Source organism: Marinomonas lutimaris (genome assembly GCF_019426345.1).
In the GTDB taxonomy this organism is placed as follows: Bacteria; Pseudomonadota; Gammaproteobacteria; order Pseudomonadales; family Marinomonadaceae; genus Marinomonas; species Marinomonas lutimaris.
Window position 1 is genome coordinate 34,089 of record NZ_JAHLLW010000020.1, and the last position, 24,610, is coordinate 58,698.

The following is a 24,610-nucleotide window of genomic DNA, read 5'->3' on the forward strand; positions in this document are numbered from 1 at the left end:
AGTGCTGAGCTTTATTAAAGTAGTGACCTTATCGTGGTATAGCAACTAATAGGATAATTGTGAAAAGTACGACAGAGCAGCACCTTGCTATATTTCTAAAGAAAAAACGTCAAAGCATTGATCCTATTTCATTGGGCTTCGATAGTGTGCGCCGGCGTACTCCAGGGTTACGACGTGAAGAAGTGGCTCAGCGTGCCCACATTAGCGTGACTTGGTATACTTGGTTAGAGCAGGGGCGTGGTGGAGCTCCGTCAGAAGAAGTTCTATCACGTATCGCAAAAGCGTTATTGCTGACTAATGCGGAAAAAGAATATCTTTATCTCACGACGTTAGGGCATTTGCCTAAGACGGATTATCAATTATCTGATGTTATAACGCCACGATTACAATCTATCCTTGATGCTTTGAGTCCAAATCCTGCGATTATTCGTAACTTATCGTGGGATGTACTTGCTTGGAACGACGCTGCGGCTGTAGTTCTCACCGATTACTCATTATTGGCCCCAGAAAATCGTAATATTATGCGCTTATTCTTTTTAAAGAATGAAGTGAGAGCACACAATCCTGATTGGATTGATGCCGCTAATTTAATCGTTAGTGCTTTTCGCGCGGACATTGCTAGGTTAGGTGAAACAGAGCATACAGAGCAATTAGTGACCGAATTGTCTGAACATAGTGAGGTGTTTAAAAAGCTTTGGATAGCACAAGAAATTAGTAGCTCTAATGAAGGTGTGAAGTGTCTAAATAAACCAGATGTTGGCGAAATCTCTCTCGCGTACTCTTCGTTTAATGTTTCCAGTAGACCTGAGTTAAGTTTAATCGTTTATACACCAGAAACTGAAGACAGTTCCAATAAAGTAAAAAAACTGATTCGTGACTGTAAAAAAATATAATGCCTAGATTATTAGAGCGAAAATTAGCTTCTTTTACAGAAGCTATTTCGGCAGGACATTTTACTGATTTTAATTACTTGAAAGCGCGATAATTACGTAAAAGGGTTTTCTAAATAGCGAATAATATCCGTACATCCATTCAATTTTGCCCTCTTTTTCAATACGTAGACAGTGAATTTACTTGTCTAAAAATCCAATAGTCATCCTTCTTAGGGGGTAATTAGCCTTTAACGAAACGATAAAAGATGAATTCTATATAAATTCTTTCTGTGAAGTCGGTTGTTTTGTATGATCAAGTTACATTTAACGTGGGTATCTTGGTAAACATTGGGATGTTAGTTTATAGAGGAAATATCGTGGAAATTTGGAAGGTATTGTTCCGAAAATTCAGATAATAAGTGCACCACTCATGGTTGAAGCCACCCACGTCTGAAAATCAGTTATATCAATGCATCGTTTTGCATTCACCGCTAATAATTCAATAAGAAGCGACTAATCGTATTCTTAAATGATGAGTTATTGCTCAGATAAGGTGCTTGAAGGATGTGTTTAGTTAGCATAGTGTTTTAGCACTCTATTTAATAAGGAGAACACTGTGGATATAGATGAAGACAAAATCGATGACGCAGCCCTCGCTCTTTTTTATCTTACTTTGCATGATGATTTTGGCCATGCTTGGAAGCAAATTGATTGGAGTATAACCAATAGATTGCATGAGAAGGGTTATATTCATAATCCAGTTGGCAGATCGAAATCGGTAACCTTAACCGAGGAGGGGCTGGCGAAATCAGAGGCGTTGTTTACAGCGCTTTTCACTAAGGCCGATGGAAAGTGAAATAGCTTGTAGACAAAAAATGGACACTTCAGTCGTGTTCTATTTATTGTGTTTTTAACACTCCACATGGATCAATATGGAGTGTAGAATTTGAGGGAAGCAAAGGAGAGGATTATGAATAATTCACTTAAACAAATCGAAGAGCAGGCATTAAACCTGAGTCCAGAGGGTAGGATGGGAGGTTATTTGATCAGGTGCACCACTTAGAACAGGGATAACTATCAAAGATATCCCCGCAGTCTAATAAACTTAATTAGCTAGCGAACTTCAACTCTCCTGAGCCTTGCGCCCCAGCATTGTTCGAAGCAAACTCTTTTGCTTCCGCTGCGCTCATCACATTCCGGTCATATGGGCCACCACGCCATGAAGTTTCAGGGGATTTCTGACCTTCAACACTAATATTACTGCTGATATCAATAAACCCTTTCGCTACTCCTGCATCAGCTAAGACTCCAACCATACTTGGCTGACCACCACCATTGCGGCCATTTTCAAAGAAGTTTCCTTCCGATACTATCGTAGCACCTGTGTGTGCAGTAAAGCCTAGGTTGAAATCATCAATATGATTATTGTATACATCAAACTGCCCATAACGCATTAAGCCTGGCGCGCGCGTACTTAGATCTTCAAAGTCATTATGTGCAATGGTCATACGAGGATAGCCCGAGTACTTATCCGACGCCTCTTTAGTATCTTCTGGGTAGCCCAGAATTAAACCATATTTGTTATTTTCAAACTTAGAATTGGTTAAACTGACATTATCTGCGGTTCCGCCCACATACAGCAGTTTGTCTTTGCTATGATCATCTGCCCCTTGTTGATCTTTAGTACCGCTAAAAGTATTGTGATCGATCCAATAGCCTTCGCCCTTGTCAATGTAGAGTGGGATATCACCATTCGCATTGTATTTTGCATCATGGCTAAAATGTAGGTTTTGGAAAACGTCGTTACCTGCGCCTTCACCGCTTCGAAGATAAATGTTGTGTAACTTGTTATTGTCACCATCTCCTACTAAAGTTTTGTTAGCACCAAACTCTAAATCGGTTTTCTCTGTGGCTGAAATGTCACTACCTAACTTAATAATACGTGGTTCGTCCCCAGCCAAAGCCTGCTTCAACTCACCTACAGAGTTCACGGTGACGGTTTCACCACCAGTACCACCTTTTACACCTGCCGCTTTGGCGAAGCCTTCCATACCTTCAGTAGAACCCAGTCCTTGACTCGACGTTACTTTGGAAGTTTTATCACTAGCCTCAGTACTAAGGCCGCCTGTATTGGCAGCAATATTCGCTGTACCGCTTTCTACAGATTTCGTATCGACGGATTTAGTTGGGGCGCTCGGTGTTCCAAAGGTTTCTTTGTTGTTATCCATCATTCCAGTAACCGCTTTGGTCATTTCAGGATACTGATTATTGATTTGCCCACCACCATCTTTTGCTGGTGACACGGCACCTTTTAACGCAGCCCCCCCAGCATCTTGCAATACCGCTGGTGCAACGTCATGTGGTGATGGTTGATTATTCATTTGTGGCGTAGAAGCCCCCGTACTAGATGCACCAGAAGAGGGACTGTTTCCCTGCTTGTTAGCCCTTTCAAATAAGGACTGCATCATCTGATTGAGTAGATCAACAAGGGATTCCATGTTGCTCATACCATTGGCACCACCGAGTCCCGAAGCGCCTGCGCCACCAGCACCGGAATTTCGATCCATTAAATTGCCCAATTTTGACGACGGCTGACCATCAGCTGCACCACCGCTATTGCCTTGAGGTTGGGACTGGTTATTTTTCCCCTGTAACAATTGCTCTAGTATCGGCATAAGCAACTGAAGCGCAGCATTGTTTGTCCCTTTAGTATTTGTTTGAGGGTCAGCTTGGGACTTTGAGGGGGTAGGGAGACCACTTGGCTGATTGGGGCCAAGATGTATGCGAAATTCAAGATTCATCGACTTTACCTTTCTCTGTTCTCGGCTTGGCTGTACCTGTAATTCTAGATATCTGTGCATACAGATAAGGCTAGCTATGTTACTAGACAAACAATGAGTGGGTGAAAGTGGTTAAGGGTTCCCAATCGGAAAAGCTTATACCATTCAGACACTAAGAGTTATTTCCATGTTATCCAAGTTTCACTAAACATCTCAGCGCTCTTAACAGCGTAAACGGATGATTTCTTCTCTCCTTTTAGGAACCTTTGGGACATGCTTGGAAGCAAATTGATTGGAGTATAACCAATCGATTGCATGAGAAGGGTTATATTCATAATCCAGTTGGCAAATCTAAATCGGTGACATTAACCGAGGAAGGGCTGGCGAAATCAGAGGCGTTGTTTAAAGCGCTTTTCACTAAGGCCGATGGAAAGTGAAAAATAATTCAGACAAAAAAACGGACACCTTTCAACGGCGTCCGTTTTTTTATTGCTAAATCTTACTACTTACGCTTCAGGAATGTATTCAGAAAGCGCGGCATACGCCACGGTGAAGGCGCCTTCTTGGAACGCGCGTAAGCCAGTTGCTTTGAATGGAATCGGCATTGGGTTGTGCTGAAGGATGTCTTTGGTTTTTGCGCCGCTGAACAAGTCGACTTCGACCGTATCAATCAATTGGATAGCCGCTTCAATTTTAAAGCCTACCGCGCCGCCAGCGAATTTGCCTTTTGTTGGGCGTTCACGGATTACGGCTCTTTTCACTTTGTAATCTTCAAACAGTTTTTTCAGCATGAACTGAAATTTGCGCACGCTTTCGCTGTCGTTTGGGTTGTTCAGTGTGTGTCGAGTTTGGCGACAATCGGCGATTTGAAACAATCCGTCTTGTTTAGACAGAAGGCAAAGAATCACTTCGCTGCCTTTAATTTCGATACCACAAGTAATCATAACGAGGTCCTGAATAGGGAGTTTCGCGCATTATCGCACAGTTAATAGGTATTTCGCAGAGTAAAAAATACTGCTTGTTGAAATGGAAACCAGTCAGATCTAAGGCGAAAATCAAAGCAGCCAGTTTATTACACTCTTTTCATTTTGCTGCCTCTTATTATTCAAATGGATATTGTACTATTGCCAGATAATATTTTGTAAAAATGCAAATCACGATATTTTCTACTGTGAAAGTGTAAATAACTGCTTTTTACTCTAGAGGTGTTTTTTTCAATATTGACCATTTTTTTTATTTTTAACTAACATAGGGCTGCATAAAATGACTGCTTCATCGCCAATGGGCATTCCTCGTCCCCAGGTGAAATCTTTAGACGAAATTCTTCCTCACGAACCTTTGTTAATGATGGGCGCGGGCCCTGTTCCTATTCCTGAGCGTGTCGCCAAGGCCAATTCTGTGGTGATTAACCACCTTGGTAGTGTGATGGCGCAGGTTATTGGACAAGTTAAAACAATGGCGCGTTATGTGTTTCAAACAGAGTCTAAATGGGTGCTTGGCGTAGCAGGGCCAGCGTCAGCCGCGATGGAAATGGCGGTCGCCAATTTGTTGCAACCGGGCGAACGTATTTTATGTATTAATAATGGCTTTTTTAGTCATCGTATGGCGGAAATGGCGACACGTATTGGCGCCGATGTTCATGAATTGCACGTTGGTGTTCATGAAGCGGCAGATCCAGAGCGTGTTCGTAAAGCCATCGAAGAAACACGTCCTAAAGTATTAACACTGGTGCAAGGCGAAACATCGAATACGGTGTTTAACCATTCATTAGAAGAAATCACCAAGATTGCTAAATCTTATGGTTGTTTGGTGGTTGTGGATGCAGTTTGTACCTTGAGTACTATGCCGCTGAAGATGGATGCGTGGCAAGTAGATGTAGTTATCACGGGTGGGCAAAAAGGTTTGTCGTCCATTCCAGGTGTGTCGCTTTTGGTGTTTTCTAATGAAGCATGGGCGGCAGTGAAAAGTCGTACTAAACCAACGGCACAATGGTGTTTCGATGCTCAGCTTGCGGAAAATTTTTGGCATAACGATGGTTATCATTATACCGCGCCAGTATCTGGCATTATGGCACTGCATGAAGCTTTGAAACTGGTATGTGATGAAACGTTAGAGAATCGTTTTGCGCGTCATTTGCGTTGTTCTAAAGCGTTGCAAGCCGGCGTTGAGGGAATGGGCTTAGAATTGTTCATTCCGCCTGCATCGCGCTTGAATTCTGTAGTAGGGATTAATATTCCTGAAGGCTTAACGGCTGGACAAATTTGCCGCCATATTTCAGAAATGTACCGAGTTGAGATTGCTGGATCATTTGGTCAGCCTATCGTACGTATTGGCCAAATGGGCGAACAGTGCCGTGAACACAACTTGTTCCGCACTTTGCATGCGCTTGGTAGCACCATGCGCGATTTGGGCGTAAAAGTAGATCAACCAAACGGCATGGCGGAAATGGAAGCCTACTTACAGAAAATTCCTCGTACACTTTATCAAGTGGCTTAATCTTTTAATTTTTGTGGTCTAACCAGTATCTACCCAATACCCTTGGTTTCAACCGTCAAGGGTATTTTTTTGTTCGGCATTAAGCTGGCAAATAGGGCACCAGCGGTAATTAGCAGACAAGCGATAATTTGCCCAGTGGTAAGTTGCGCTTCGGTGAAAAGTCCAAGCCAGGCTGTCGATAGGGCGGGGGCAGTGTAGGACAACACCCCCAGCAGCGACAAATTGCCTTTTTTTACCCCAAAATCCCAGCAGAAAAAAGCGATGCCAACTGGCCCGAAGCCTAACCCTAAAATAGCAATCCAAGTGCTTGCAGGGAAGTTTATGGAAGGCTGCCAACTTTGGGCTTCAATCATAATATGCGAAGCGCCAGCTAATAGCGTGGTAATAAGGCAGTACCAAAGTACCGCGCTGGAAGGCACGCTTTGAAATCGTCGGTTTGCTACCGAATAGCTAGACCAAATCAGCGCGCAGGCAAAGGCGGCAGCGTAACCAGTCCAATTATAATTTGTGTTTGTTTCTATCAAGCTTGTCGATGCCCTCGATTGAAGCATGATGCCAGTGCCGATAAAGGCAATAACAGCGCCCACCAAGTGTGTCCATGACAAAGAATTGCCTGTAGTCATGCCGGCCATTAATACAATCAGCAAGGGCCAGAGGTAAGCGATAAGTCCAGCTTCTACTGGCGGTGCATGTTGGAAAGCGTAAAAGTAACAGAAGTGATAGAAATAAAACCCAAGCCCACCCATTAAGATGGCGGTTTTAGGTGTTTTTGACCAAGAAGATTTCAGTTCGCCTTTCACTAAATAAACGATAAAAAACAATAGGCTTGCAACGCCAAAGGTGAGGGTGAGCAAGAGTAATGGCGGTACTAAATTGGCTTGTGTAGTAAAAAGCGCAAGGCTACTCCAAAGTAAAATGGCGATGCTACCAATTAGGGTGGCTTGTGGTGAATGCGTTGTCATCTTGTTGTTTCCTTAATCCTGATCTAGTCTGATTAAGTGCCAGATTAACTTGTTCGCATGCTAAAAGCATTGTCAAAAGTCAGCGACTTGCTTTGTCATAAATTTGCATCTTGATACGTTAGAAATACATTTTTTAACATGATTAAGTAAGAAAAGTTGATCTATGACAGGGTAGTGACAGGTTTGAGAGGTAAGGTTTAGCCACTCAAGTTAATTGAAATATTTATTTTAAGAGCTTGATTAGCTAACAACAAAAAAAATAACAAGCAGGAGATAACCATGCTTAATACCATTTCTTTGAAGTCTGTTCTAATTTCCAGTGCAGTCGCACTAACTATGGCTGGACAGGCTTACGCCTTCGAACCAGCTCGCAGTGGTGAATGTATTGCCCCAGCGAACCCAGGTGGTGGATGGGACTTTACTTGCCGTAGCGTTGGTAAAGTATTAGTTGATGAAGGTTACTTCAAAGGTAACGTACAGACAGTTAACATGACGGGTGCTGGTGGTGGTGTAGCTTTCGCTCACACGATTAGTAAACGTGATACAGATGAAAACCTGATTGTTGCCGCTAGTACAGCAACAACAACACGCCTTGCTCAAGGCCAATTCCCAGGCATGAATGCTGACCAAGTTAAATGGGTTGGTACATTAGGTGCTGACTACGGCATTATCGCTGTTGGTAAAGATTCCAAATACACTTCTTTGACACAAGTTCTCGAAGCGCTTAAAAAAGACCCAAGTGCGGTTAAATTCGCTGGCGGTAGTGCATCTGGTGGTTGGGATCATTTGAAAGTCCTGATGACTGCACAAAAAGCGCACGTTGAGAATTTGCCAAAAATTCGTTACCTAGCATTTAGTGGTGGTTCTGAAGCCTTGGTTCAAGTTGTTGGCGGCCACGTAGATGCGTTCACTGGTGACATTTCTGAAGTAAAAGGCTTCATGGATTCTGGTGACTTACGCGTTCTAGCGGTTCTTTCTGAAGAGCGTTTACCAGCACCATATGACTCTATTCCTACAGCGATGGAACAGGGCATTGATTCTGTAGCTCCAAACTGGCGCGGATTTTACGTACCAGGTAATGCAAGCAAAGAATCTTACGATTGGTGGGTAAAAACCATGGATGAGTTGTACACGACTCAAGAATGGAAAGACGTCATGACTAAAAATGGTTTGATGCCATTCCACAAGTCTGGTGCTGAATTCACTCAATTCGTAAAAAACCAAACTTTAGATATCAAAATCTTATCGCAAGACATCGGTCTAATTAAATAACCTCAGACCGCTTTTGGAGGGGGTATTTGTTTTAATACAGAGCCCCTCCTGTTTTCGACTATTTTTCACCCTTTGATTTATTAACATGGAGCAGAGACATGCGTATTAACGATCGTGTGTTTGGCATGCTAATGCTTATTCTTGCCGTAGGTTACGGCTGGGAAGCAACGCAATTCCCCATTCCTTTTGGCGGACAGGAAAGTGTCGGTCCTGAAACTTTTCCTATTATGCTAGCCATTATTTTAGGTATTAGTTCAATTTATATGATTGTTCGTCCTGACCAAGACGAGAAATGGGCGCCGGCGGCCATGTTGATTGAGCTTAGTGTTGTTGTTCTTTCTATGCTTGCTTTTGCATGGGCAATTGAACCGATTGGTTTTATGCCTGCTGCGGCATTGGTTGTGAGCTTTTTAAGTTGGCGTATGGGAGCAAGCATTGCTAAGAGTATTATCACTGGTGTGACAAGCTCTGTAGTTATCTTTTTCCTTTTCAATAATGTGCTTGAATTAGCACTGCCTCTAGGTCTATTGGAGTTTTAATATGGATACTATGAGCTTATTAATGCAAGGCTTTGCGGTAGCATTAACGCCGGAAAGTATTATGTTTGCGGTTATTGGTGCTATTTTAGGTACCTTGATTGGTGCATTGCCGGGTCTTGGCCCTGCAAACGGTGTTGCTATCTTGATTCCATTGGCGTTTAGCTTAGGTTTGTCGCCAACTTCTTCTCTTATCTTGTTAACGTCTGTTTATGCGGGTGCCATGTACGGCGGTCGTATTTCGTCTATCCTGTTGAATATCCCAGGTGACGAGCCAGCCATGATGACCTGTTTAGATGGTTATCCAATGGCGCTAAAGGGCAAAGCAGCAGAAGCCTTGGCTATCTCTGCAATTGCTTCTTTTATCGGTAGCTTTATTGCGACAATCGGTCTAGTCATTCTTGCGCCAATCTTAGCGAAATTTGCCCTAAGATTTGGTCCATCTGAATACTTTGCCTTGTTTGCGCTGGCTTTTGCGACCTTGGGTGGTATCACAGGTAAAAACCAGTTTAAAACTTTGATGGCGGCGGCTATTGGTCTAATGATCGCGACGGTTGGTATCGATATTTCAACTGGAGTACAGCGCTTTACGTTTAACACTCTTGAGTTATTCGAAGGGGTTGATTTTATTATCGCGATTGTTGGTTTGTTTGCTATCAGTGAGTTGTTGTTCTTCTTAGAGCGCCATGCTGGTGATGGTCTAAAACAGGTTGCCATCAATAAACTTAAATTATCTGCAAAAGACATAATCAAAGTGCTTCCGGCTTCTTTCCGTGGTGCGGTACTTGGTTTTGTTGCTGGTGTATTACCAGGTGCGGGCGCTTCTTTGGGTAGCTTTATTAGTTACACTTTGGAAAAACGCGTATCGGATAAAGGTGAATTTGGTAAAGGTGACCCTCGTGGTGTTGCTGCCCCTGAAGCCGGTAATAATGGTGCTGCATCTGGTGCACTTGTACCAATGTTGACACTTGGTGTTCCAGGAAGTGGTACGACTGCCGTGCTTTTAGCGATGTTGATTTCTTTAAACATCTCTCCTGGCCCAATGTTGTTTCAACAAAATGCGGATCTAGTTTGGGGTGTTATCGCAGCAATGTTTGTTGGTAACCTTGTGTTGCTACTGCTAAACATTCCAATGGTAGGTATCTTTGTTAAACTGTTGAGCATTCCACCTAAATACCTAATGCCGATTGTTACCTTGATCGCATCTGTCGGTATTTATTCTGTAAGCCACAGCGCATTAGATTTGTACTTTATGATTGGCTTCGGTGTATTGGGTTATATCTTCCGTAAGATTGATATTCCACTAGTGCCAATCATTTTGGGTATGTTGCTCGGGCCAGAAATGGAGAAAAGCCTTCGTCATGCATTAGTGTTATCTGATGGTGACTGGACAGTACTTTTCAACAGCGGTTTGAGTATTGGTCTATGGACTGTTGCGATACTAGGTTTGGTTTTACCTATGATAGTAGGTCCAATTGTTCGCGCTAAAATGTCTAAGTCAAAAGAAGCTGTTAAAGACGTTTAAGCCCTGCAATACTATTGGCACTGTAATAACAAAATTCGAGCAATGTATGTTGCTCGGATTTTGTTGTTTTTATAATAAAAAACATGATGGCTAAAAGTTATGCGAATTCTGGTGGTAGAAGATACTCAGGTATTAGGGCAAGCGATCTGTGAGCGATTAACAAGCCTAGGGCATGGCGTTGATTTAATCGGAGACGGCAAGCGAGCAGATGAGTTGCTGAAGTATCAATCAGTCGATTTGATTTTGCTTGATCTTAATTTACCTGGATTATCGGGATTGCAATTGCTACAGAAGCTGCGCCAGCGTGATGATGATACGCCAGTATTAATTTTAACTGCTCGAGATCAAATCGAAGACCGCATAAGACTTCTCGACGAAGGTGCAGACGATTACCTAACTAAGCCGTTTGATTTTGGTGAGCTAGAAGCTCGATGTAGGGCCTTATTGCGACGCAAGCAAGGTTACGCGGCAAATGTCACTGAACACGGCAATATAGTTGTTAACCGAGACAGTCGTCAGGTATTTATTGATGGCGAGCTCACTGCTATCACTAACCGAGAATTTCGGTTGCTGGAAATATTCTTGGGCCATTTAGGTCGCGTCCTAAGTAAAGATGAAATCACCGATCACTTATTTAATTTTAATGAAACGCCAGGACCTAATGCGATAGAGCTTTATGTTGGGCGTTTGAGAAAAAAAATGGCCACGGGGGATTTGGCAATTAGTACTCTAAGAGGAATCGGTTATGTGGCAGAAATCGCCAAACCATCGAAACCTTAGTGAAGAGGAGGAAAAAAAAGCCTTAGCTAATGCTCCGTCATTACGATTTCGTTTTATACTCGCCGGTGTGCTTGTTATCGGTGTTATTGCAGGCTTGGCGATTAATTTAATCTTTGACTACAGCCAAAAGTTAGCTGATTTATCCTATGACCGTTTATTGCGCAGTGCCTTGCTGCAAATGGATGAAAACGTCGGTTTGATGCGTAACGAGGTGAGCATCGATATTCCTTGGTCGGCGTTCGCTACTTTAGCGCAAGCGGAAGAAGATCGGGTTTTTTATAAAGTAGAGAGTTTGGAGCAAGGGTTTATTACTGGTTATCAAGATCTTGATAGTCAGCCACCGCAACCTCCTGTTTCAGATCAAATTCAATTCTATAATCAAGAATATTCAGGCGAGATGGTTCGCTTTGCTTGGGTGCAGCGCCATATAACGGATCCAGAAACCGCGCAAACCGTGCGTATTATTTTAGGTCAAACGCGATTGTCACGAGAGCAAATGGCGTCTGCAGTGACACAAAAAGCCGTTGAAGTTGTCGTGTTTATCGTCTTGGTTGCTATTACTTTAATTATTATCGGCAGTCATCTTGTCTTAAGGCCCTTGCATCGAATTGAGCGAGCGTTAGAAGAGCGAGCCATGGGTGACCTCACGCCAATTGATATCAATACGCCAAAAGAGACTCATCATTTAAAAGTCGCCATCAACCATTTCATGGCGCGATTACAAACTAACCTTGAGCAGCTAGAAAACTATACTGCGGATGCGGCTCATCAATTACGTACGCCGTTGGCAAGTTTACGAGCACTGGCAGAAAATGCTCGTGATATTTCTTCTTTAGGAAACTCACCAGAGCGCCAACATCAGGCTTTAGAGAACATCGTTAATCAATGCGACACCTTGAGCCAGACGGTCACCTTATTGCTTAACCAAGCGGTGGTTTCTCACCGTTTGCAGACGCACCGATTAGAACCAATTGACTTGTTAGCACCCATTACGGCGTCTTGTCGAGAGCAGGCGGTGACGGCGTTGCATCAAGGAGTTCATCTTTCACTTGATTGTGAATTAAAAGAAACCATGATTTTAGGTGATTCTTTTTCGATTCAACAAATGATGCAAAACCTTATTGAAAATGCGGTACGTTACAGCCGTGCTGATGTAGATCAAGCGACGGAAGTTATCGTTCAAGTTAGTGAGTTTGAGCGCTTTTATCGCATTAAGGTGATTGATTATGGTAATGGTATTCCCGACATAGAAAAAGAGCGGGTGTTCGAGCGCTTTTATCGAGGACGTTATGATATTGCGGGCAGTGGTGTTGGTTTGGCGATGGTAAAAGATATTGTCGACCACCATTCAGCACGAATTCAGATATTGGATACCGAGCCAAAAGGCACCACGTTTCAAGTGGATTTTGCCAAATTTCGATTTGATGAGGGCACTTTATGAAACGGATGCTTTTCTGCTTGATGCTTATAGCTGGTCTTGTTGGAACTAGATCATGGTCAGCAGAACCTGTTTGGTTTGGTCATACTAATGCACAGCGAGTTTTGCTAATCAATTCAGCGATGGACTTGGCGTCCTTTGCACCGATTTTAAAAGAGTTTGTGATTCTTCACCCAGATGTTCGTGTAGCGTATCGAGATGTAAATACGTTGGAACTGTATTACCAGACGATAAGAGAGCAAAAAAAACCACAAGCGAGCTTAGTGATTAGCAGTGCCATGGATTTGCATCTTAAGTTAGTAAACGATGGTTACGCGCAAACCTATCAGTCGAGTTTTACCGATCGTTTGCCAGATAACTTTAAATGGCGGAACCAGCTGTTTGCTTTTTCACTTGAGCCAATTGTTATGTTGGTGAATAAAAAAGAATTTCCTGGAGAATTACCTGAAGATCGTCAGACTTTGCTGCAAACCATTCGTCAAAATGAAAAAACGATGACCAAACGAATTGGTACTTACGATATTCGACAAAGTGGTGTTGGCTATTTATTGGCGAGCCAAGATGCGCGACAAGCGGATGTCACTTGGGGGCGATTATTGGAAGCTTTTGGTAGTCACGATGTGCAAACCTATTGTTGTACGCACGATATTATTGACGATGTTGCGTCGGGAAAATTGGTATTGGGTTATAACTTATTGGGTTCTTATGCATCACAAAGGGCCCAAGAAGACGATAGATTAAAAATGATCCTACCGAAAGATTATACGCTGATGTTAATGCGCGCTGCACTGATTCCAAAAGGTGCGCCAAATGCAGAAGATGCCGGTATTTTCTTGGATTTTTTGCTATCAGATAAAGCACAAAAAATGATGCAAACACAAGGCTTGCTGTTTCCCATTCGCCCTGATTTAAATAATCCTAATGATCCTTATGTGGTGAACGCGCCAGGGCCAACTGGCATTATCGAATTAGATCAGCAGTTACTGGTAGGGCGTGATTACGCTAAACAAAAGCGTTTCATTCGTAACTGGGAAATGGCACTGGAAATTAGTGATGAAGATTAGCGCGGTAGCAGCCAGGCGTAACTTGATAGTATTTAGTAAATAGGCGAACAAGGGCGCTAGCATTACTTATTCCTGTTTTTTCGGCAATATACTCTAGGCTTTTATTGGTTGATCTTAACCACATTTTTGCTTCCCTTAAGCGGCGTTGCTGAAGGTATTGCTTCGGTGTCATCTTTAGGTGTCGCTTGAATAAAATAGTTAATTGGCTTGGGCTTAAATGCACGTCAGCGGCAAGTTCTGCTAAGCTCCAAGGCTCCTGAAAGTTATGATCTAGTCGGTGTTTGGCTTTGGTTAATCGGGCGTCAGCCTGCAGTATTTTTGCTTGCGGAATGGGCAATAAATGTTCCAGCAAATTTAATGCTTGTTGAGTTTTAAGGGAGTGATGAGATTCACTTATCAAGCTGGATAGAAATGGCAAATAGGCTTTGGTTTGAGTGTTTAGCTCGACAAAGTTATTGGTGCTTTCAATCTTGTGATCCCAAACGGGAAGAGAATTGAGTATCAAGCAGTGGTTGTCTTCCCTTGCTAAATGCGTATGAGCTTGATTTGTAGAGATCAGACAGGCCTGTCCAAATTGAACCGCTTGCTGGCGGTTTTCTACATCTAGTATTAGGCAGCCAGAAAGTGGCAAGACTATTTGAGTGTGATTATGCGAATGAGCACTCGCTGTATCTTTATAGGAAATGACTTCGATAAGGTCTCGCATGGCACTCATTCCTTGTTGTCTGTTTGGTACTCATTTTTGCTGGTGGTTACAGAAAGTATGATGATCTATCTTTGTTTTGCTGTAATGATATTAAAACTTAAGCGGACAAATCAAAAGGAAAGAATATGCGTTATTTATTTGCTCTAGTGTTTTCTCTCTCTATGCCAAGTGCATGGGCAGAGATGACGTTGACTGTTCTAGACCAAGATAATCTTCCGGTGCCGGATGCGGTTGTTATTGTCTCTAACCATGAAGTAAGTACGCCTAGTGCGGTTGCTGTAATGGATCAGATTGACGAATCTTTTGTACCGCGAGTGTTGGTCGTGCAAAAAGGTCAGTACGTTAGCTTTCCTAATAGTGATGATATCCGCCATCACGTTTACAGTTTTTCTCAGCCAAAAACTTTTGAAATTAAGCTCTATAAAGGCACTGAAATTGCCCCTATCTTGTTTGATAAGGCTGGTCTTGTGGTGCTCGGTTGTAACATACATGACGACATGATTGGCTATATTCTTGTAGCGGATAACACTTTTGCGCTGAAAACAGGCAAAGACGGCAAAGTACGTCTGCCAGTAAAAAAGGGTGATACTGTGTCTTTGTGGAGTGAGAGATTAATCGATGGCTTGGGTTCTATGAAGACAGTTAATATTAAAAACGATGTCGAGCAGACTCTTTCTTTGGGGCTTTTGCCTCCAATTGAAGCGATGGATCACAGTAGTATGAACACAGGATTTGGCAAAAAGAAATGGTCAAAATGATCCATATTTAATGAGTAGCAGAAATTTAATGAGTAAGAGCGTTATAAAAGTAGTAGCCATGAGTTGCTTAGTTTTGTGTACGGTTCCAACAATGGCGGCCGATGGAAAAATATTAACCACCGCCGGATTGTCGCAAGTTGAAGGCAGTGGTGGTGGCGGTCTTGTGCCATGGGCTACGTTAGCGGGATATGATAGCCGTGACGAAACCTCTGCATCGTTTTTTATCACCGATGTAAATGTAACAGATTATCGCCTTACGTCGATTGGCGTAGCGACCAGCTTTTACGACAGAGTTGAGCTGAGTTATACCCAACAGACATTTGCTTTGCCTGCGTCTTTGATTACAGGGCTGAGTCTTGACTCAGAAGATATTAAGCAGGATGTCGTCGGTGTAAAAGTTCGCTTATATGGCGATGCTGTTTACTCCACCTATCCCCAAGTTAGTGTCGGTTTGCAATATAAGCAATTAGACAGTGATTTTGTTGCTTCGTATCTTGGGGCAAAAGACGACAGCGGTACGGATATTTATATTGCTGCAACCAAGGTGCATTTAGGTGCGGTTGCAGGTTATAACCTAGTTTGGAACTTAACCGCCCGAGCAACTAAAGCGAATGAATTGGGGTTGTTGGGTTATGGTGGACCAGACAATACTAGTTACCAAGTGATGATGGAAGGCAGTGTTGGCTTGCTGCTATCGCCAAACTGGATTGTGGGTATGGAATATCGTCAGAAACCAAGCAATCTATCTAGTGTAGAAGAAGATGATTGGAAAGATATTTTCATCAGTTATTTGCCGAATAAAAACCTCAACATCACCGCCGCTTATGTCGATTTAGGTACAGTTGCCACCAAGAAAGATCAAACAGGCATTTATTTATCCATGACGGGGTACTTATGGTAAACCTATTAAAAGCATCGTTTCTTGCATTGAGTATATTTTTGGTTGCCTGTGCGACACCTGGTAAAGCACCACAAAGCCTATATGACGAAATCGGTGGTCAACCGACAATAGAAGCCATTACCGATAACTTTATCAACGAAATAAGCTTCAATGAAACTATCTATCGTTATTTTGAAAAAACCAATATAACTCGCTTCCGTGAAAAGTTCATTGAGCATCTTTGTGTGAATACTGGCGGCCCATGTACTTATACTGGTGACACAATGCTAAGAGTACACCAAGGTCAAAATATCAATGAAACTGACTTTAATTTAACTGTCGATTTGTTGGTAAACGCCATGAAAAAAGCCGGCTTAACCTACCCGCAGCAAAACCAGGTGCTTAAAGTGCTCGTGCCGATGCGTGGAGAGATGCTTTATAAATGATTTTTGATTGGAATTAATGGCTTTGTTCAATCGAAAGCGACCTGCGGGTCGCTTTTTTATTTGATCTCGGTCAGCCAATAGCAAAGCATTCATAGTCTTGTCGTGAGCATCGGAGTAGGGTGAAAGGTAACCTTTGTGAATTCACTACAAGGTAACGTCAAATAAGAGAAATAAGATGCTGGCTACTTTTACTGATTTAGCAGATTGGCTCACCTTCATATTATTTGGCTTATCTCCGAATTCGAAGCTCGGTGATGCGGTTCATTTCTTTATTGAAGACACGACCAAGATATTTTTCCTCTTGGTCATCATGATCTACTTTATTGCGCTGTTACGTGCATCTCTTAATATTGAACGAGTCCGAGATTATCTTGCCAAGAAAAATCGTTTTGTTGGCTATTTAACCGGATCTGTCTTCGGCGCAATTACGCCATTTTGCTCCTGTTCAAGTATTCCTGTGTTTCTCGGTTTTACCTCAGCTGGTATTCCTGTCGGCATTACCATGTCATTTTTATTGACCTCGCCGCTGATTAATGAAGTCGCTGTCTTGCTACTGCTTAGTTTGGTTGGCTGGCAAATTACCTTGATGTACGTTTTGGTTGGCATGGCGGTTGGTATCTTGGGCGGGGTGTTTCTTGATCTCATTCGAGCTGAAAAAATGCTGCAGCCTTTTGCTTTAAAAGCCTATCAATCGGCAACACCTGTCGCTGACTTAGATGGTGATTCTGTCGTAAAACCAACGCTATCTTTTCGTGAGCGACATGACTTTGCTAAGAATGAGCTGTGGGATATTTTCTCGCGAGTGTGGAAATGGGTTTTTATTGGTGTTGGTCTTGGTGCAGCCTTGCACGGTTATGTGCCTGTATCTTGGCTAGAAGGCAATCTTGGCGATGGTCAGTGGTGGTCTGTGCCTTTAGCTGTATTGCTTGGTATTCCGCTGTATTCAAATGCCACGGGCGTGATTCCCATCATGGAAAGTTTGATTACCAAAGGTCTGCCAATCGGTACCACCATGGCGTTTTGCATGAGCACTGTCGCGGCCAGCTTTCCAGAATTTATCCTACTTAAACAAGTGATGACGTGGAAATTGCTTGCCATCATTTTGGCGATGTTGCTTTTCTCCTTCACTTTAGTGGGTTGGATTTTGAATCTTGTTAACTGAAACGCTAATCAAAAAAGGAACAATCAAATGAAGCAAGTCAAAGTGTTAGGTAGTGGATGTAGTAAATGTGTGAAAACGGCTGAACTTATCAAAGCTATTGCCGCGGAAAACGAAGTTCCAGTAAATGTAGAGAAAGAAACCAGCGCCGAAGTCATTATGAGTTATGGCGTAATGAGCACACCAGCTGTGGTGATAGACGATGTTGTTGTGCATTACGGCTCGATTCCCGATAAGACAAAAATACAAAGCTGGTTTTGATTAGCGAATGTGATCCACATACCGAATATAGCGTGACGATTATGGATTCTCATAAAAGTCTTGTAGTAGGCTTATTGGCTAGTCAAGGAAGGTATGTTGTATGGTGAATTGGATTTCTCCTGAATTTCTTGGCTTTAAACTTTGAACCAACCAAGAATCTGGAGCATTTTATGATTCCAAAGACAGCAAAATTGCGTGTTGCAAGACCAACTGACAACCTAGCTAAAATCACCGACATGTATGTTAATGGTCTAGGTTTCAAACTGCTCGGTAGCTTCGAAGGTCATAATGGCTTCGATGGTTCTATCGTCGGTCATGAACAGCATAACTACCACTTAGAATTTACCCATCATAAAGGCACAATCGTCGGTAAAGTGCCGACGCAAGATAACTTACTCATTTTCTATTTTATCGACACGCAAGTATGGGAAGAATGCTGTGAAAAGATGCAAACAGCAGGCTTTGTGCATGTGCCATCCTACAATGAATATTGGGACGACGTTGGCAAAACCTTTGAAGACATAGACGGCTATCGCGTGGTGTTGCAAAACCGAGAATGGACCGCTTAATATCAAGCTGTATAGGCTATAAAATGAAAAAATACGTTATATATTCTTCTCTGGTGATATTGAATTTTGTGGTGAATTTCTTAATTTACAATTATTCCTTTGTAACACAAGCAACCCCTTATCTTCATGAAGAGCAGCGCGTAGAAAGTGCGATAGCCATGTTTGAGGTAACAGTGCCTGCTTTTTTTGTATCGTCTTGCTTCATGGCTCTGTTGTTTTATGTTGCTGCAAAAAGGTTAAATAAGGCCTAGTAATCACTATAAAATAAACCCTTATGATAGGTGGTACTTTTGAAAATGACTTTGTCCATCAGTAGTCAGCATCTCACGTGGTTAGTTGTTAGTATTATGTTGGGAATGACGATTGCTTACTGGTATACAGGTTGGCCAGTTATTGCTGCGTATTTCGGTATTCCATCAGGCATCTTGAGCGCTTTAGGGTTCTTTTTAGTTGATACGTTTTTCCTGAAATATGTACAAAGCTTGTTTAAGCGTTTTTTGTTAAGAGTGCTTTGTATGCTTATCATTTCAGTGGCTGTCTTTGCGATGTTTGTGCTTTTAAAGTGATATGGATAGGGTTTATTTACCAAAAGCCATGAATTCAAAGTACTGTAATTGCACTTAAGTCCCTTATAGGCCTGAAGGCGCGACTTACGTGAGAATGAAAGCTTCGCTTTCTAAGGCGCTATTAATTACAGAAAAGCTGGCGTACCTTTCAGTAGACTGCGGTCTTTGTCTTTCCATCCCTGAACCCCCTAAGAAATCAGTTCGACGTGCTTTTTTTAGGGAATCGATTACGAGACCTTATGGAGTTTCAGAGTCAGTTAAAAATCCCCTTTCTAGTCACTTCAAAAACAATCTATGCCTTACGATTTAATTCGTCTTGCTAAACTAAGTTCAAACAGAATAAATGAGACGTTTGGGCTGAAAGCCCGATAAAAGATTTTTTGGTAACTTTTGCATCGATTGGTAAAAGTTACACGCCCAGCAGGGCGGAATAAAGGTCAGGAATACAAAGCGATTGAGAGGAAACAAACGTACTCGCATACTCGAAAAACAAAAAAGGCGACTCATCAGTCGCCTTTCGCATTTCTAGTGTGTTTGCTTATCAAGCGTGAATATCACCACGTTTCACCTGCATGCGACGCAAGAACTCCGACATGATGTGCATGTAAAGTTCATCGCCTAGGTATTTGTCTTCTACGCCGCGGTCGATACTTGGGTTGTCGTTAACTTCGATAACGTAACCACGGCCGTTGATTTCTTTTACGTCGACGCCGTATAGGCCTTCACCAATCGGTTTGGTGGCGGCGATGGCGGCTTGTAGCACGCGTCGTGGCACTTCGAAGGTTGGTAAAGTATCAAATCCGCCGCTTTGGCTTTTGCTACCTGTATGTTGGTAAATCTGCCAGTGGTTTTTCACCATGTAGTAGCGACAAGCAAAGATCGGTTTGTTGTTCAGTACGCCGATACGCCAGTCGAATTCGGTGTAAAGGTATTCTTGTACCAATAACAAAGACGATTTTTTAAACAAGGTGTTCAAACTCTCAGTCAGAGCTTCACGGTTTTCTGCTTTGATTACGCCTTTAGAAAACGCGCCGTCTGGAATTTTTACGACCATTGGGTAGCTGATGACGGCTTCCAATGCGTCTTCTACGTTGTCTTCACCCTTGTGTACGATGCGCGTTTTTGGGCAAGGTACTTTGTGGGTGTTGAACAAATCTGCTAAGTAGACTTTGTTGGTACAGCGCATGATGGATTGTGGGTCGTCCATAACAACTAATCCCAAGCCTTCGGCTTTTTTGGCAAAGCGGTAGGTGTGGTGGTCGATGTTGGTTGTTTCACGAATGAACAAACCATCGTATTCTGGCAGACGCATAATGTCTTTTGGGCCAATCGTATCAACGTGAATGCCAAGTTGTTTACCGGCTTGGATAAACTTTTTAATCGCTTGGTCATCACTTGGCGGCATGGCTTCTTCTGGGTTAGTCAAAATTGCCATATCGAATTTCGCGGCACGTTGAATGCGGCCTTTGCTCCATACCTTGTTGCTAAAAGCTTCCAAAGATTCGGCGAATAGGGTTTCTTCTGCGTCGTTCAGTTTACTTTGTGATGTAGAGAAGAGGGCGGTGACTTGCCATTCTTTGCGGAATTTCAAAGTTACTTCCAATACAGGGCTAGGAAAACTCTCGAATAATTTGCGTGCGAATTCCTTCATTTCTGGATGAATCGTTTTGCCGAATACGCAGTGGAATTTCATTTCCATCGGTGCTTCTGGTTTGGCGAGTTTTTTTGCCAGCAATGGTAACCACTGAGAGATCTCTAACTCATATAGGTCTTTCTTGCTTAGGTCATTAAGCACGCGCACAGAAGGCATAACGTGATGACCACGGCTTTCTGCCAACAGGGAGCAGTAATATCCGTCAGACAGATATTTGCTGCTTTTACATAGGTTGATGATGCGTGTGCGTCCTTGGCTTTTTGTCGCTGCCAAGTTTAGGTATTGAGTAAAAGTGATCACTCGATCACTAGGTAAAAACGCTGACCAATCTTTGGCCTGATCAACAACGATGTAAGTCTGTGACATTGGTTATGCTTTTCCTTTTGCTTAAAGATCATTATGTTTGTTTAAAAGTGGTTTCAAAAAGAGGGTTAAAAAACACTCTCAATTTGTGCGGATGGTGCGCTTTATTTATTGTTTTAACAATAGTCTAAAATGAAAAAATAAAATGTTTTTTTGATGAAAAAATAGACTATCTTTTAAACAGGTTTCGCCCTAGAATGCGCGAAAATTTTCATCGTTAAACTGTCAGTAGTTCGACGATCCTAGCGACCTTTTGCCCTTTAGAGGCGATGTAATGATCACAAGCTCGGTCACCTGTTCTTCCCCAAATATTGATATACGTTTAGCCAGTATAGACGATTTAAAAGCATTGCTCGTTTTAGAGGGCAAAGCCTTTACTGGCGACCGTCTGAGTCGTCGTAGTTTTCGTCATGCAATTACCAGTTCTGGTTCAGCTCTATTTGTTGCTATGAAGGAAGACGGTGAACTGCTGGGTTATGCCTTGTTGCATCTTCGCCAAGGTACTCACTTGGCTCGTTTGTATTCGCTTGCGGTATCACCTGAAGCACGCGGCCTTGGCATCGGAAAATTGTTGATCCAAGCCTGTGAGAAAAAAGCCCTTAAAAAAGGCAAGATGTTGCTGCGTTTGGAAGTCAGTGATGTGAATCACAATGCCATCGCCTTGTATCAAAAAATGGGTTACAAGGAATTTGGTCATTACGATGCTTATTACGAAGATCAAACCGATGCAATTCGTATGCAGAAACGTTTGCGTCATGCCGGTGACGAGCAAACCACGCGAGCGATTCCTTGGTTAGCGCAAGGTACGCCATTTACCTGCGGGCCTGCTTCGTTGCAAATGGTGTTGTCTTCGATGCACCCAGATTATCAAGCGACGCCTAACGATGAGTTAGAGATTTGGCGTGAAGCGACGACGATTTTCATGACGTCTGGCCATGGTGGTTGTCATCCTATGGGATTGGCCTTGGCCGCTAAAAAGCGCGGCTTGTCTGCGGATGTTTGGTTGAGCGAAGAAGGTCCGTTGTTTGTCGACAGCGTGCCCTTGCATTACACTGCGATGCCGTTGGCACAATTGATTGAAGCGTTTGACGATGGCGCCTTGGCGATTATCTTGATCAGCACCTTCCGCATGGATGGTAAGAAATCTCCCCATTGGGTGGTGATGTCTGGCTACGACGAACATTGTATTCTGGTACATGATCCAGATTTAGACGACGATAAAAAATTACCTGACGATCCACCAAGTCCATTGGATTGCCAATACGTGCCGATTGCCCGTGATGAGTTTGAAAAAATGTCACGCTTTGGGCAAAGTCGTTTACAGGCCACTGTCGTATTAAAAAATCTGTAGTACGGCAAAGTTTGTAGCGCGGAAAACAGCTTAGTTTTTTATTTGTTTGATTTCTTATATCGGAAAGCCGCAGAGTTTTGTGGCGTTTTCCCAGAAAAACTTTGCTCGTATACTTGCATCAGGAAACTGCTTCTCTGCAAGGCTGAGCAAGGTGCCATAATCCATTCTGTGTTGCGCTTTTAAGAACGGCCAATCCGATCCCCAAATGATGCGATCCTCTCCGAAACTTTCAACAATGGCATCGACATAAGGTTTTGTGTCGGCATAAGGGAATACGCCTTGCGTGAATTTGGCAAAGCCAGAAACCTTGATGTAAGCACGTTGCGTTTTTGCTAGCGCAAGTACGGCTTGAAAGCCTTTGTTTGTTACGCCTTTTTCAATATTAGGTCGGCCACAATGGTCGATTAATATTTTTGCCTTGCTGTTCATCAATAAGGGCGTGAGATCGAGCATTTGCTCGTCTTCGATTTGCACCTGAACAATCATATCGAGATCCGCTAGGCGATCCATTAATGGTGCGGATTGTGCAAAGTGCTCAAATCCATAATAAGCGACATTGAAGGTAACTCCGATCACGCCTTGGGCTTTTAGTTGTACAAGCTCTTCTGATGATGCGTCTTGTTTGACTACAGCCATGCCTTTGAAGCGACCGTTGGAGCGAGCAATTGCATCTAACAAAGCGCGATTGTCGTTTTCGCCATACGCGGAGTTTGGGCCAACCAATAGAGCGTGGGACACACCGTAGGTTTCTAAAACTTGTAGAAAGTAATCTGCCGTCGCAATCTCGTGGCCTTCTGGTGCATAAGGTGTATTTGCTTGATAGGGAAAGCTCTGTGGGTCAAAAATGTGATTGTGGCAATCTATTTTACGTTCAGTGAATACCGACATGGGAACTCCTTTCATATTGTGTCTGTACAGTAATGAAAGAAGGGCTGGCAAGCTATTTGATTTTGGTCTTTAGGTATTGGAAATACCGGATAGTTTTTTTTCAAACTTTTATTCTTTTGTATTCATAGGTTTAGCTCATAGCACTGTAGTGTTTTACCAGTGTTTAATCGGCCGATGAACATTGACTTCTTTGGTTTGTTTTTTCTTTATTTTTACTTCTCTTTTATAGTTTTAGTCTATGAGCAAGGTTTAAGGAACTTATTTGTGCGCCTTGATCGAGCCGTATTTTAGTGAGATAACGAAAGTAATTGTTCTAAAGCGAAAATGTTTTTGTTTAATACCGAATGTTCTCACGAAGGAAAAATAGTTCGGTTGACGGAAAGTTTTGATGCTGAGAGTCAAAATAATACATATGGAGATAAAAGCAGATGAAAGAACTAGCTAAGCCTACCTTGACTGGCGAGTTTGTTGCCGAGGTGATTGGTACTGGCATATTTATGTTTATTGGTACAGCATCTGTAGCGGCGCTAGTTACGGCAGGCGCACAGTTCGGGCAATGGGAGATTAGTATTATTTGGGGTCTTGCTGTTGCGATTGCTATATATGCTGTTGGTGGCGTGTCAGGTGCGCACATCAACCCAGCTGTTACACTTGCGCTGGCGACCTTTATGGGGTTCGAATGGCGCAAAGTTCCTTTCTTTATCCTCGCGCAGTTTATTGGCTCTGTCCTTGGTGCAGGCCTTACTTATTTTCTCTATGGACCTGTGATCGCAGAATGGGAATCTACTCATCAGGTAGTTCGTGGCACTGTCTCCGGCTTACAAACAGCGGGAATCTTTACTACGTTTGCTAATGCTAACATTACATATTGGCATGCCATGTTGGTGGAAATGTCAATTACGGCTTTGCTTATGTATTGTGTACTTGCCCTTGGCGATGATAAAAACGGTGGTTCAAAAGGCGTGCTAACTGGACTTTTTGTTGGTCTAGTGGTTGCTATCATTGGTGCTTCTGTTGGCCCGTTGACAGGGTTTGCGATGAACCCAGCGCGTGACTTAGCACCTCGCTTGATGATCGATGCGTTAGGCTGGGGAAATGTCGTGATGACAGGCGGTCGAGATGCAATTTATGCTTGGGTACCAATTGTTGGGCCGATTTTGGGCGCGCAATTAGGTGCGTTTATTTATACCCGATTTGTCAGTCCATCTTTGCCAGAAAATATTCAAGATCGAGCCGTTGCTAAACAAAAAGCCGTGGTGTCCCATCAGTAATTGATTATAAAGC

The 24,610-nt window shown here is 42.8% G+C and carries 26 protein-coding genes; 20 read left to right on the top strand and 6 right to left on the bottom strand.

The window, feature by feature from the left end; translation table 11 throughout:
• Positions 1-59: 59 nt before the first annotated feature.
• Together KPL72_RS17765 and KPL72_RS17770 are read left to right on the top strand one after the other, a co-directional pair.
• Complete coding sequence (locus KPL72_RS17765; protein WP_219703933.1) at positions 60-893, top strand: helix-turn-helix transcriptional regulator; 834 nt, start codon at positions 60-62, stop codon at positions 891-893.
• A 595-nt stretch (positions 894-1,488) separates the two neighbouring features.
• The gene (locus KPL72_RS17770; RefSeq protein WP_219703934.1) at positions 1,489-1,728 is read left to right on the top strand and encodes a DUF6429 family protein; all 240 of its coding nucleotides are present in this window, start codon (positions 1,489-1,491) and stop codon (positions 1,726-1,728) included.
• A gap of 253 nt (positions 1,729-1,981) precedes the next feature.
• On the opposite strand, the gene KPL72_RS17775 is transcribed toward KPL72_RS17770, so the two are convergent.
• On the bottom strand, positions 1,982-3,673 hold the full coding sequence (locus tag KPL72_RS17775; RefSeq protein WP_219703935.1) for a pectate lyase family protein: 1,692 nt from the start codon (positions 3,671-3,673) through the stop codon (positions 1,982-1,984).
• A gap of 245 nt (positions 3,674-3,918) precedes the next feature.
• On the opposite strand from KPL72_RS17775, the gene KPL72_RS17780 reads away from it, so the two are divergent.
• On the top strand, positions 3,919-4,089 hold the full coding sequence (locus KPL72_RS17780; protein WP_283248028.1) for a DUF6429 family protein: 171 nt from the start codon (positions 3,919-3,921) through the stop codon (positions 4,087-4,089).
• A 69-nt stretch (positions 4,090-4,158) separates the two neighbouring features.
• Here KPL72_RS17780 and KPL72_RS17785 read toward each other — a convergent pair whose 3' ends face one another.
• Entirely contained in the window at positions 4,159-4,596 is a 438-nt protein-coding gene (locus tag KPL72_RS17785) for a DUF3010 family protein (RefSeq protein ID WP_219703936.1), read from the bottom strand.
• Positions 4,597-4,915: 319 nt separating this feature from the next.
• Here KPL72_RS17785 and KPL72_RS17790 point away from each other — a divergent pair, with 319 nt between their 5' ends.
• Entirely contained in the window at positions 4,916-6,148 is a 1,233-nt protein-coding gene (locus KPL72_RS17790; RefSeq protein ID WP_212918524.1) for a pyridoxal-phosphate-dependent aminotransferase family protein, read from the top strand.
• 29 nt (positions 6,149-6,177) lie between these two features.
• Here the strand turns inward: KPL72_RS17790 and yddG are convergent, their stop codons facing one another.
• Positions 6,178-7,110: an aromatic amino acid exporter YddG gene (gene yddG / locus KPL72_RS17795; RefSeq protein WP_219703937.1), complete on the bottom strand. Its 933-nt coding sequence runs from the start codon at positions 7,108-7,110 to the stop codon at positions 6,178-6,180.
• Between the two features lie 279 nt (positions 7,111-7,389).
• Here yddG and KPL72_RS17800 point away from each other — a divergent pair, with 279 nt between their 5' ends.
• The 6 genes from KPL72_RS17800 (at position 7,390) to KPL72_RS17825 (ending at position 13,725) form a co-directional block, all read left to right on the top strand.
• The gene (locus KPL72_RS17800) at positions 7,390-8,382 is read left to right on the top strand and encodes a Bug family tripartite tricarboxylate transporter substrate binding protein (protein WP_219703938.1); all 993 of its coding nucleotides are present in this window, start codon (positions 7,390-7,392) and stop codon (positions 8,380-8,382) included.
• Positions 8,383-8,480: 98 nt separating this feature from the next.
• Positions 8,481-8,921, top strand: a complete 441-nt coding sequence (locus tag KPL72_RS17805) for a tripartite tricarboxylate transporter TctB family protein (RefSeq protein ID WP_072841427.1) — start codon at positions 8,481-8,483, stop codon at positions 8,919-8,921.
• Between the two features lies 1 nt (position 8,922).
• Positions 8,923-10,443 carry a tripartite tricarboxylate transporter permease gene (locus tag KPL72_RS17810; protein WP_212918528.1) on the top strand — a complete coding sequence of 507 codons (1,521 nt, stop codon included), beginning with the start codon at positions 8,923-8,925 and terminating at the stop codon, positions 10,441-10,443.
• A 99-nt stretch (positions 10,444-10,542) separates the two neighbouring features.
• Positions 10,543-11,223, top strand: a complete 681-nt coding sequence (locus KPL72_RS17815; protein ID WP_212918529.1) for a response regulator transcription factor — start codon at positions 10,543-10,545, stop codon at positions 11,221-11,223.
• Complete coding sequence (locus KPL72_RS17820; protein ID WP_212918530.1) at positions 11,189-12,664, top strand: sensor histidine kinase; 1,476 nt, start codon at positions 11,189-11,191, stop codon at positions 12,662-12,664. Before KPL72_RS17815 ends, KPL72_RS17820 begins: the two co-directional genes overlap by 35 nt.
• Complete coding sequence (locus KPL72_RS17825; protein ID WP_212918531.1) at positions 12,661-13,725, top strand: ABC transporter substrate-binding protein; 1,065 nt, start codon at positions 12,661-12,663, stop codon at positions 13,723-13,725. Before KPL72_RS17820 ends, KPL72_RS17825 begins: the two co-directional genes overlap by 4 nt.
• Here the strand turns inward: KPL72_RS17825 and KPL72_RS17830 are convergent.
• The gene (locus KPL72_RS17830) at positions 13,709-14,431 is read right to left on the bottom strand and encodes an AraC family transcriptional regulator (RefSeq protein ID WP_219703939.1); all 723 of its coding nucleotides are present in this window, start codon (positions 14,429-14,431) and stop codon (positions 13,709-13,711) included. The two genes, KPL72_RS17825 and KPL72_RS17830, sit on opposite strands and share 17 nt — an antisense overlap.
• Before the next feature lie 125 nt (positions 14,432-14,556).
• Here KPL72_RS17830 and KPL72_RS17835 point away from each other — a divergent pair, with 125 nt between their 5' ends.
• The 8 genes from KPL72_RS17835 (at position 14,557) to KPL72_RS17870 (ending at position 19,070) form a co-directional block, all read left to right on the top strand.
• Entirely contained in the window at positions 14,557-15,189 is a 633-nt protein-coding gene (locus tag KPL72_RS17835; protein ID WP_219703940.1) for a methylamine utilization protein, read from the top strand.
• A 58-nt stretch (positions 15,190-15,247) separates the two neighbouring features.
• Positions 15,248-16,090 carry a DUF3034 family protein gene (locus tag KPL72_RS17840; protein WP_249422329.1) on the top strand — a complete coding sequence of 281 codons (843 nt, stop codon included), beginning with the start codon at positions 15,248-15,250 and terminating at the stop codon, positions 16,088-16,090.
• Positions 16,084-16,515, top strand: a complete 432-nt coding sequence (locus KPL72_RS17845) for a group I truncated hemoglobin (protein ID WP_219703942.1) — start codon at positions 16,084-16,086, stop codon at positions 16,513-16,515. Before KPL72_RS17840 ends, KPL72_RS17845 begins: the two co-directional genes overlap by 7 nt.
• A 175-nt stretch (positions 16,516-16,690) precedes the next feature.
• Positions 16,691-17,677, top strand: coding sequence for a permease (locus tag KPL72_RS17850; RefSeq protein WP_219703943.1), 987 nt, complete (start codon positions 16,691-16,693; stop codon positions 17,675-17,677).
• A gap of 27 nt (positions 17,678-17,704) precedes the next feature.
• Positions 17,705-17,935: a thioredoxin family protein gene (locus KPL72_RS17855; protein ID WP_212918537.1), complete on the top strand. Its 231-nt coding sequence runs from the start codon at positions 17,705-17,707 to the stop codon at positions 17,933-17,935.
• Positions 17,936-18,105: 170 nt separating this feature from the next.
• Positions 18,106-18,504 (top strand): VOC family protein, encoded by a 399-nt coding sequence (locus tag KPL72_RS17860; protein WP_219703944.1) that lies wholly within the window; start codon positions 18,106-18,108, stop codon positions 18,502-18,504.
• Positions 18,505-18,527: 23 nt separating this feature from the next.
• Positions 18,528-18,755, top strand: coding sequence for a hypothetical protein (locus KPL72_RS17865; protein WP_219703945.1), 228 nt, complete (start codon positions 18,528-18,530; stop codon positions 18,753-18,755).
• Positions 18,756-18,794: 39 nt separating this feature from the next.
• On the top strand, positions 18,795-19,070 hold the full coding sequence (locus KPL72_RS17870; RefSeq protein ID WP_219703946.1) for a hypothetical protein: 276 nt from the start codon (positions 18,795-18,797) through the stop codon (positions 19,068-19,070).
• A gap of 541 nt (positions 19,071-19,611) precedes the next feature.
• Here the strand turns inward: KPL72_RS17870 and KPL72_RS17875 are convergent.
• Positions 19,612-21,090: a RimK family ATP-grasp domain-containing protein gene (locus KPL72_RS17875; RefSeq protein ID WP_219703947.1), complete on the bottom strand. Its 1,479-nt coding sequence runs from the start codon at positions 21,088-21,090 to the stop codon at positions 19,612-19,614.
• Positions 21,091-21,361: 271 nt separating this feature from the next.
• Here KPL72_RS17875 and KPL72_RS17880 point away from each other — a divergent pair, with 271 nt between their 5' ends.
• On the top strand, positions 21,362-22,438 hold the full coding sequence (locus KPL72_RS17880) for a GNAT family N-acetyltransferase/peptidase C39 family protein (protein WP_219703948.1): 1,077 nt from the start codon (positions 21,362-21,364) through the stop codon (positions 22,436-22,438).
• A 54-nt stretch (positions 22,439-22,492) separates the two neighbouring features.
• On the opposite strand, the gene KPL72_RS17885 is transcribed toward KPL72_RS17880, so the two are convergent.
• Positions 22,493-23,326: an amidohydrolase family protein gene (locus KPL72_RS17885; protein WP_219703949.1), complete on the bottom strand. Its 834-nt coding sequence runs from the start codon at positions 23,324-23,326 to the stop codon at positions 22,493-22,495.
• 428 nt (positions 23,327-23,754) lie between these two features.
• On the opposite strand from KPL72_RS17885, the gene KPL72_RS17890 reads away from it, so the two are divergent.
• Positions 23,755-24,597, top strand: a complete 843-nt coding sequence (locus KPL72_RS17890; RefSeq protein ID WP_219703950.1) for an MIP/aquaporin family protein — start codon at positions 23,755-23,757, stop codon at positions 24,595-24,597.
• Positions 24,598-24,610 lie beyond the last annotated feature (13 nt).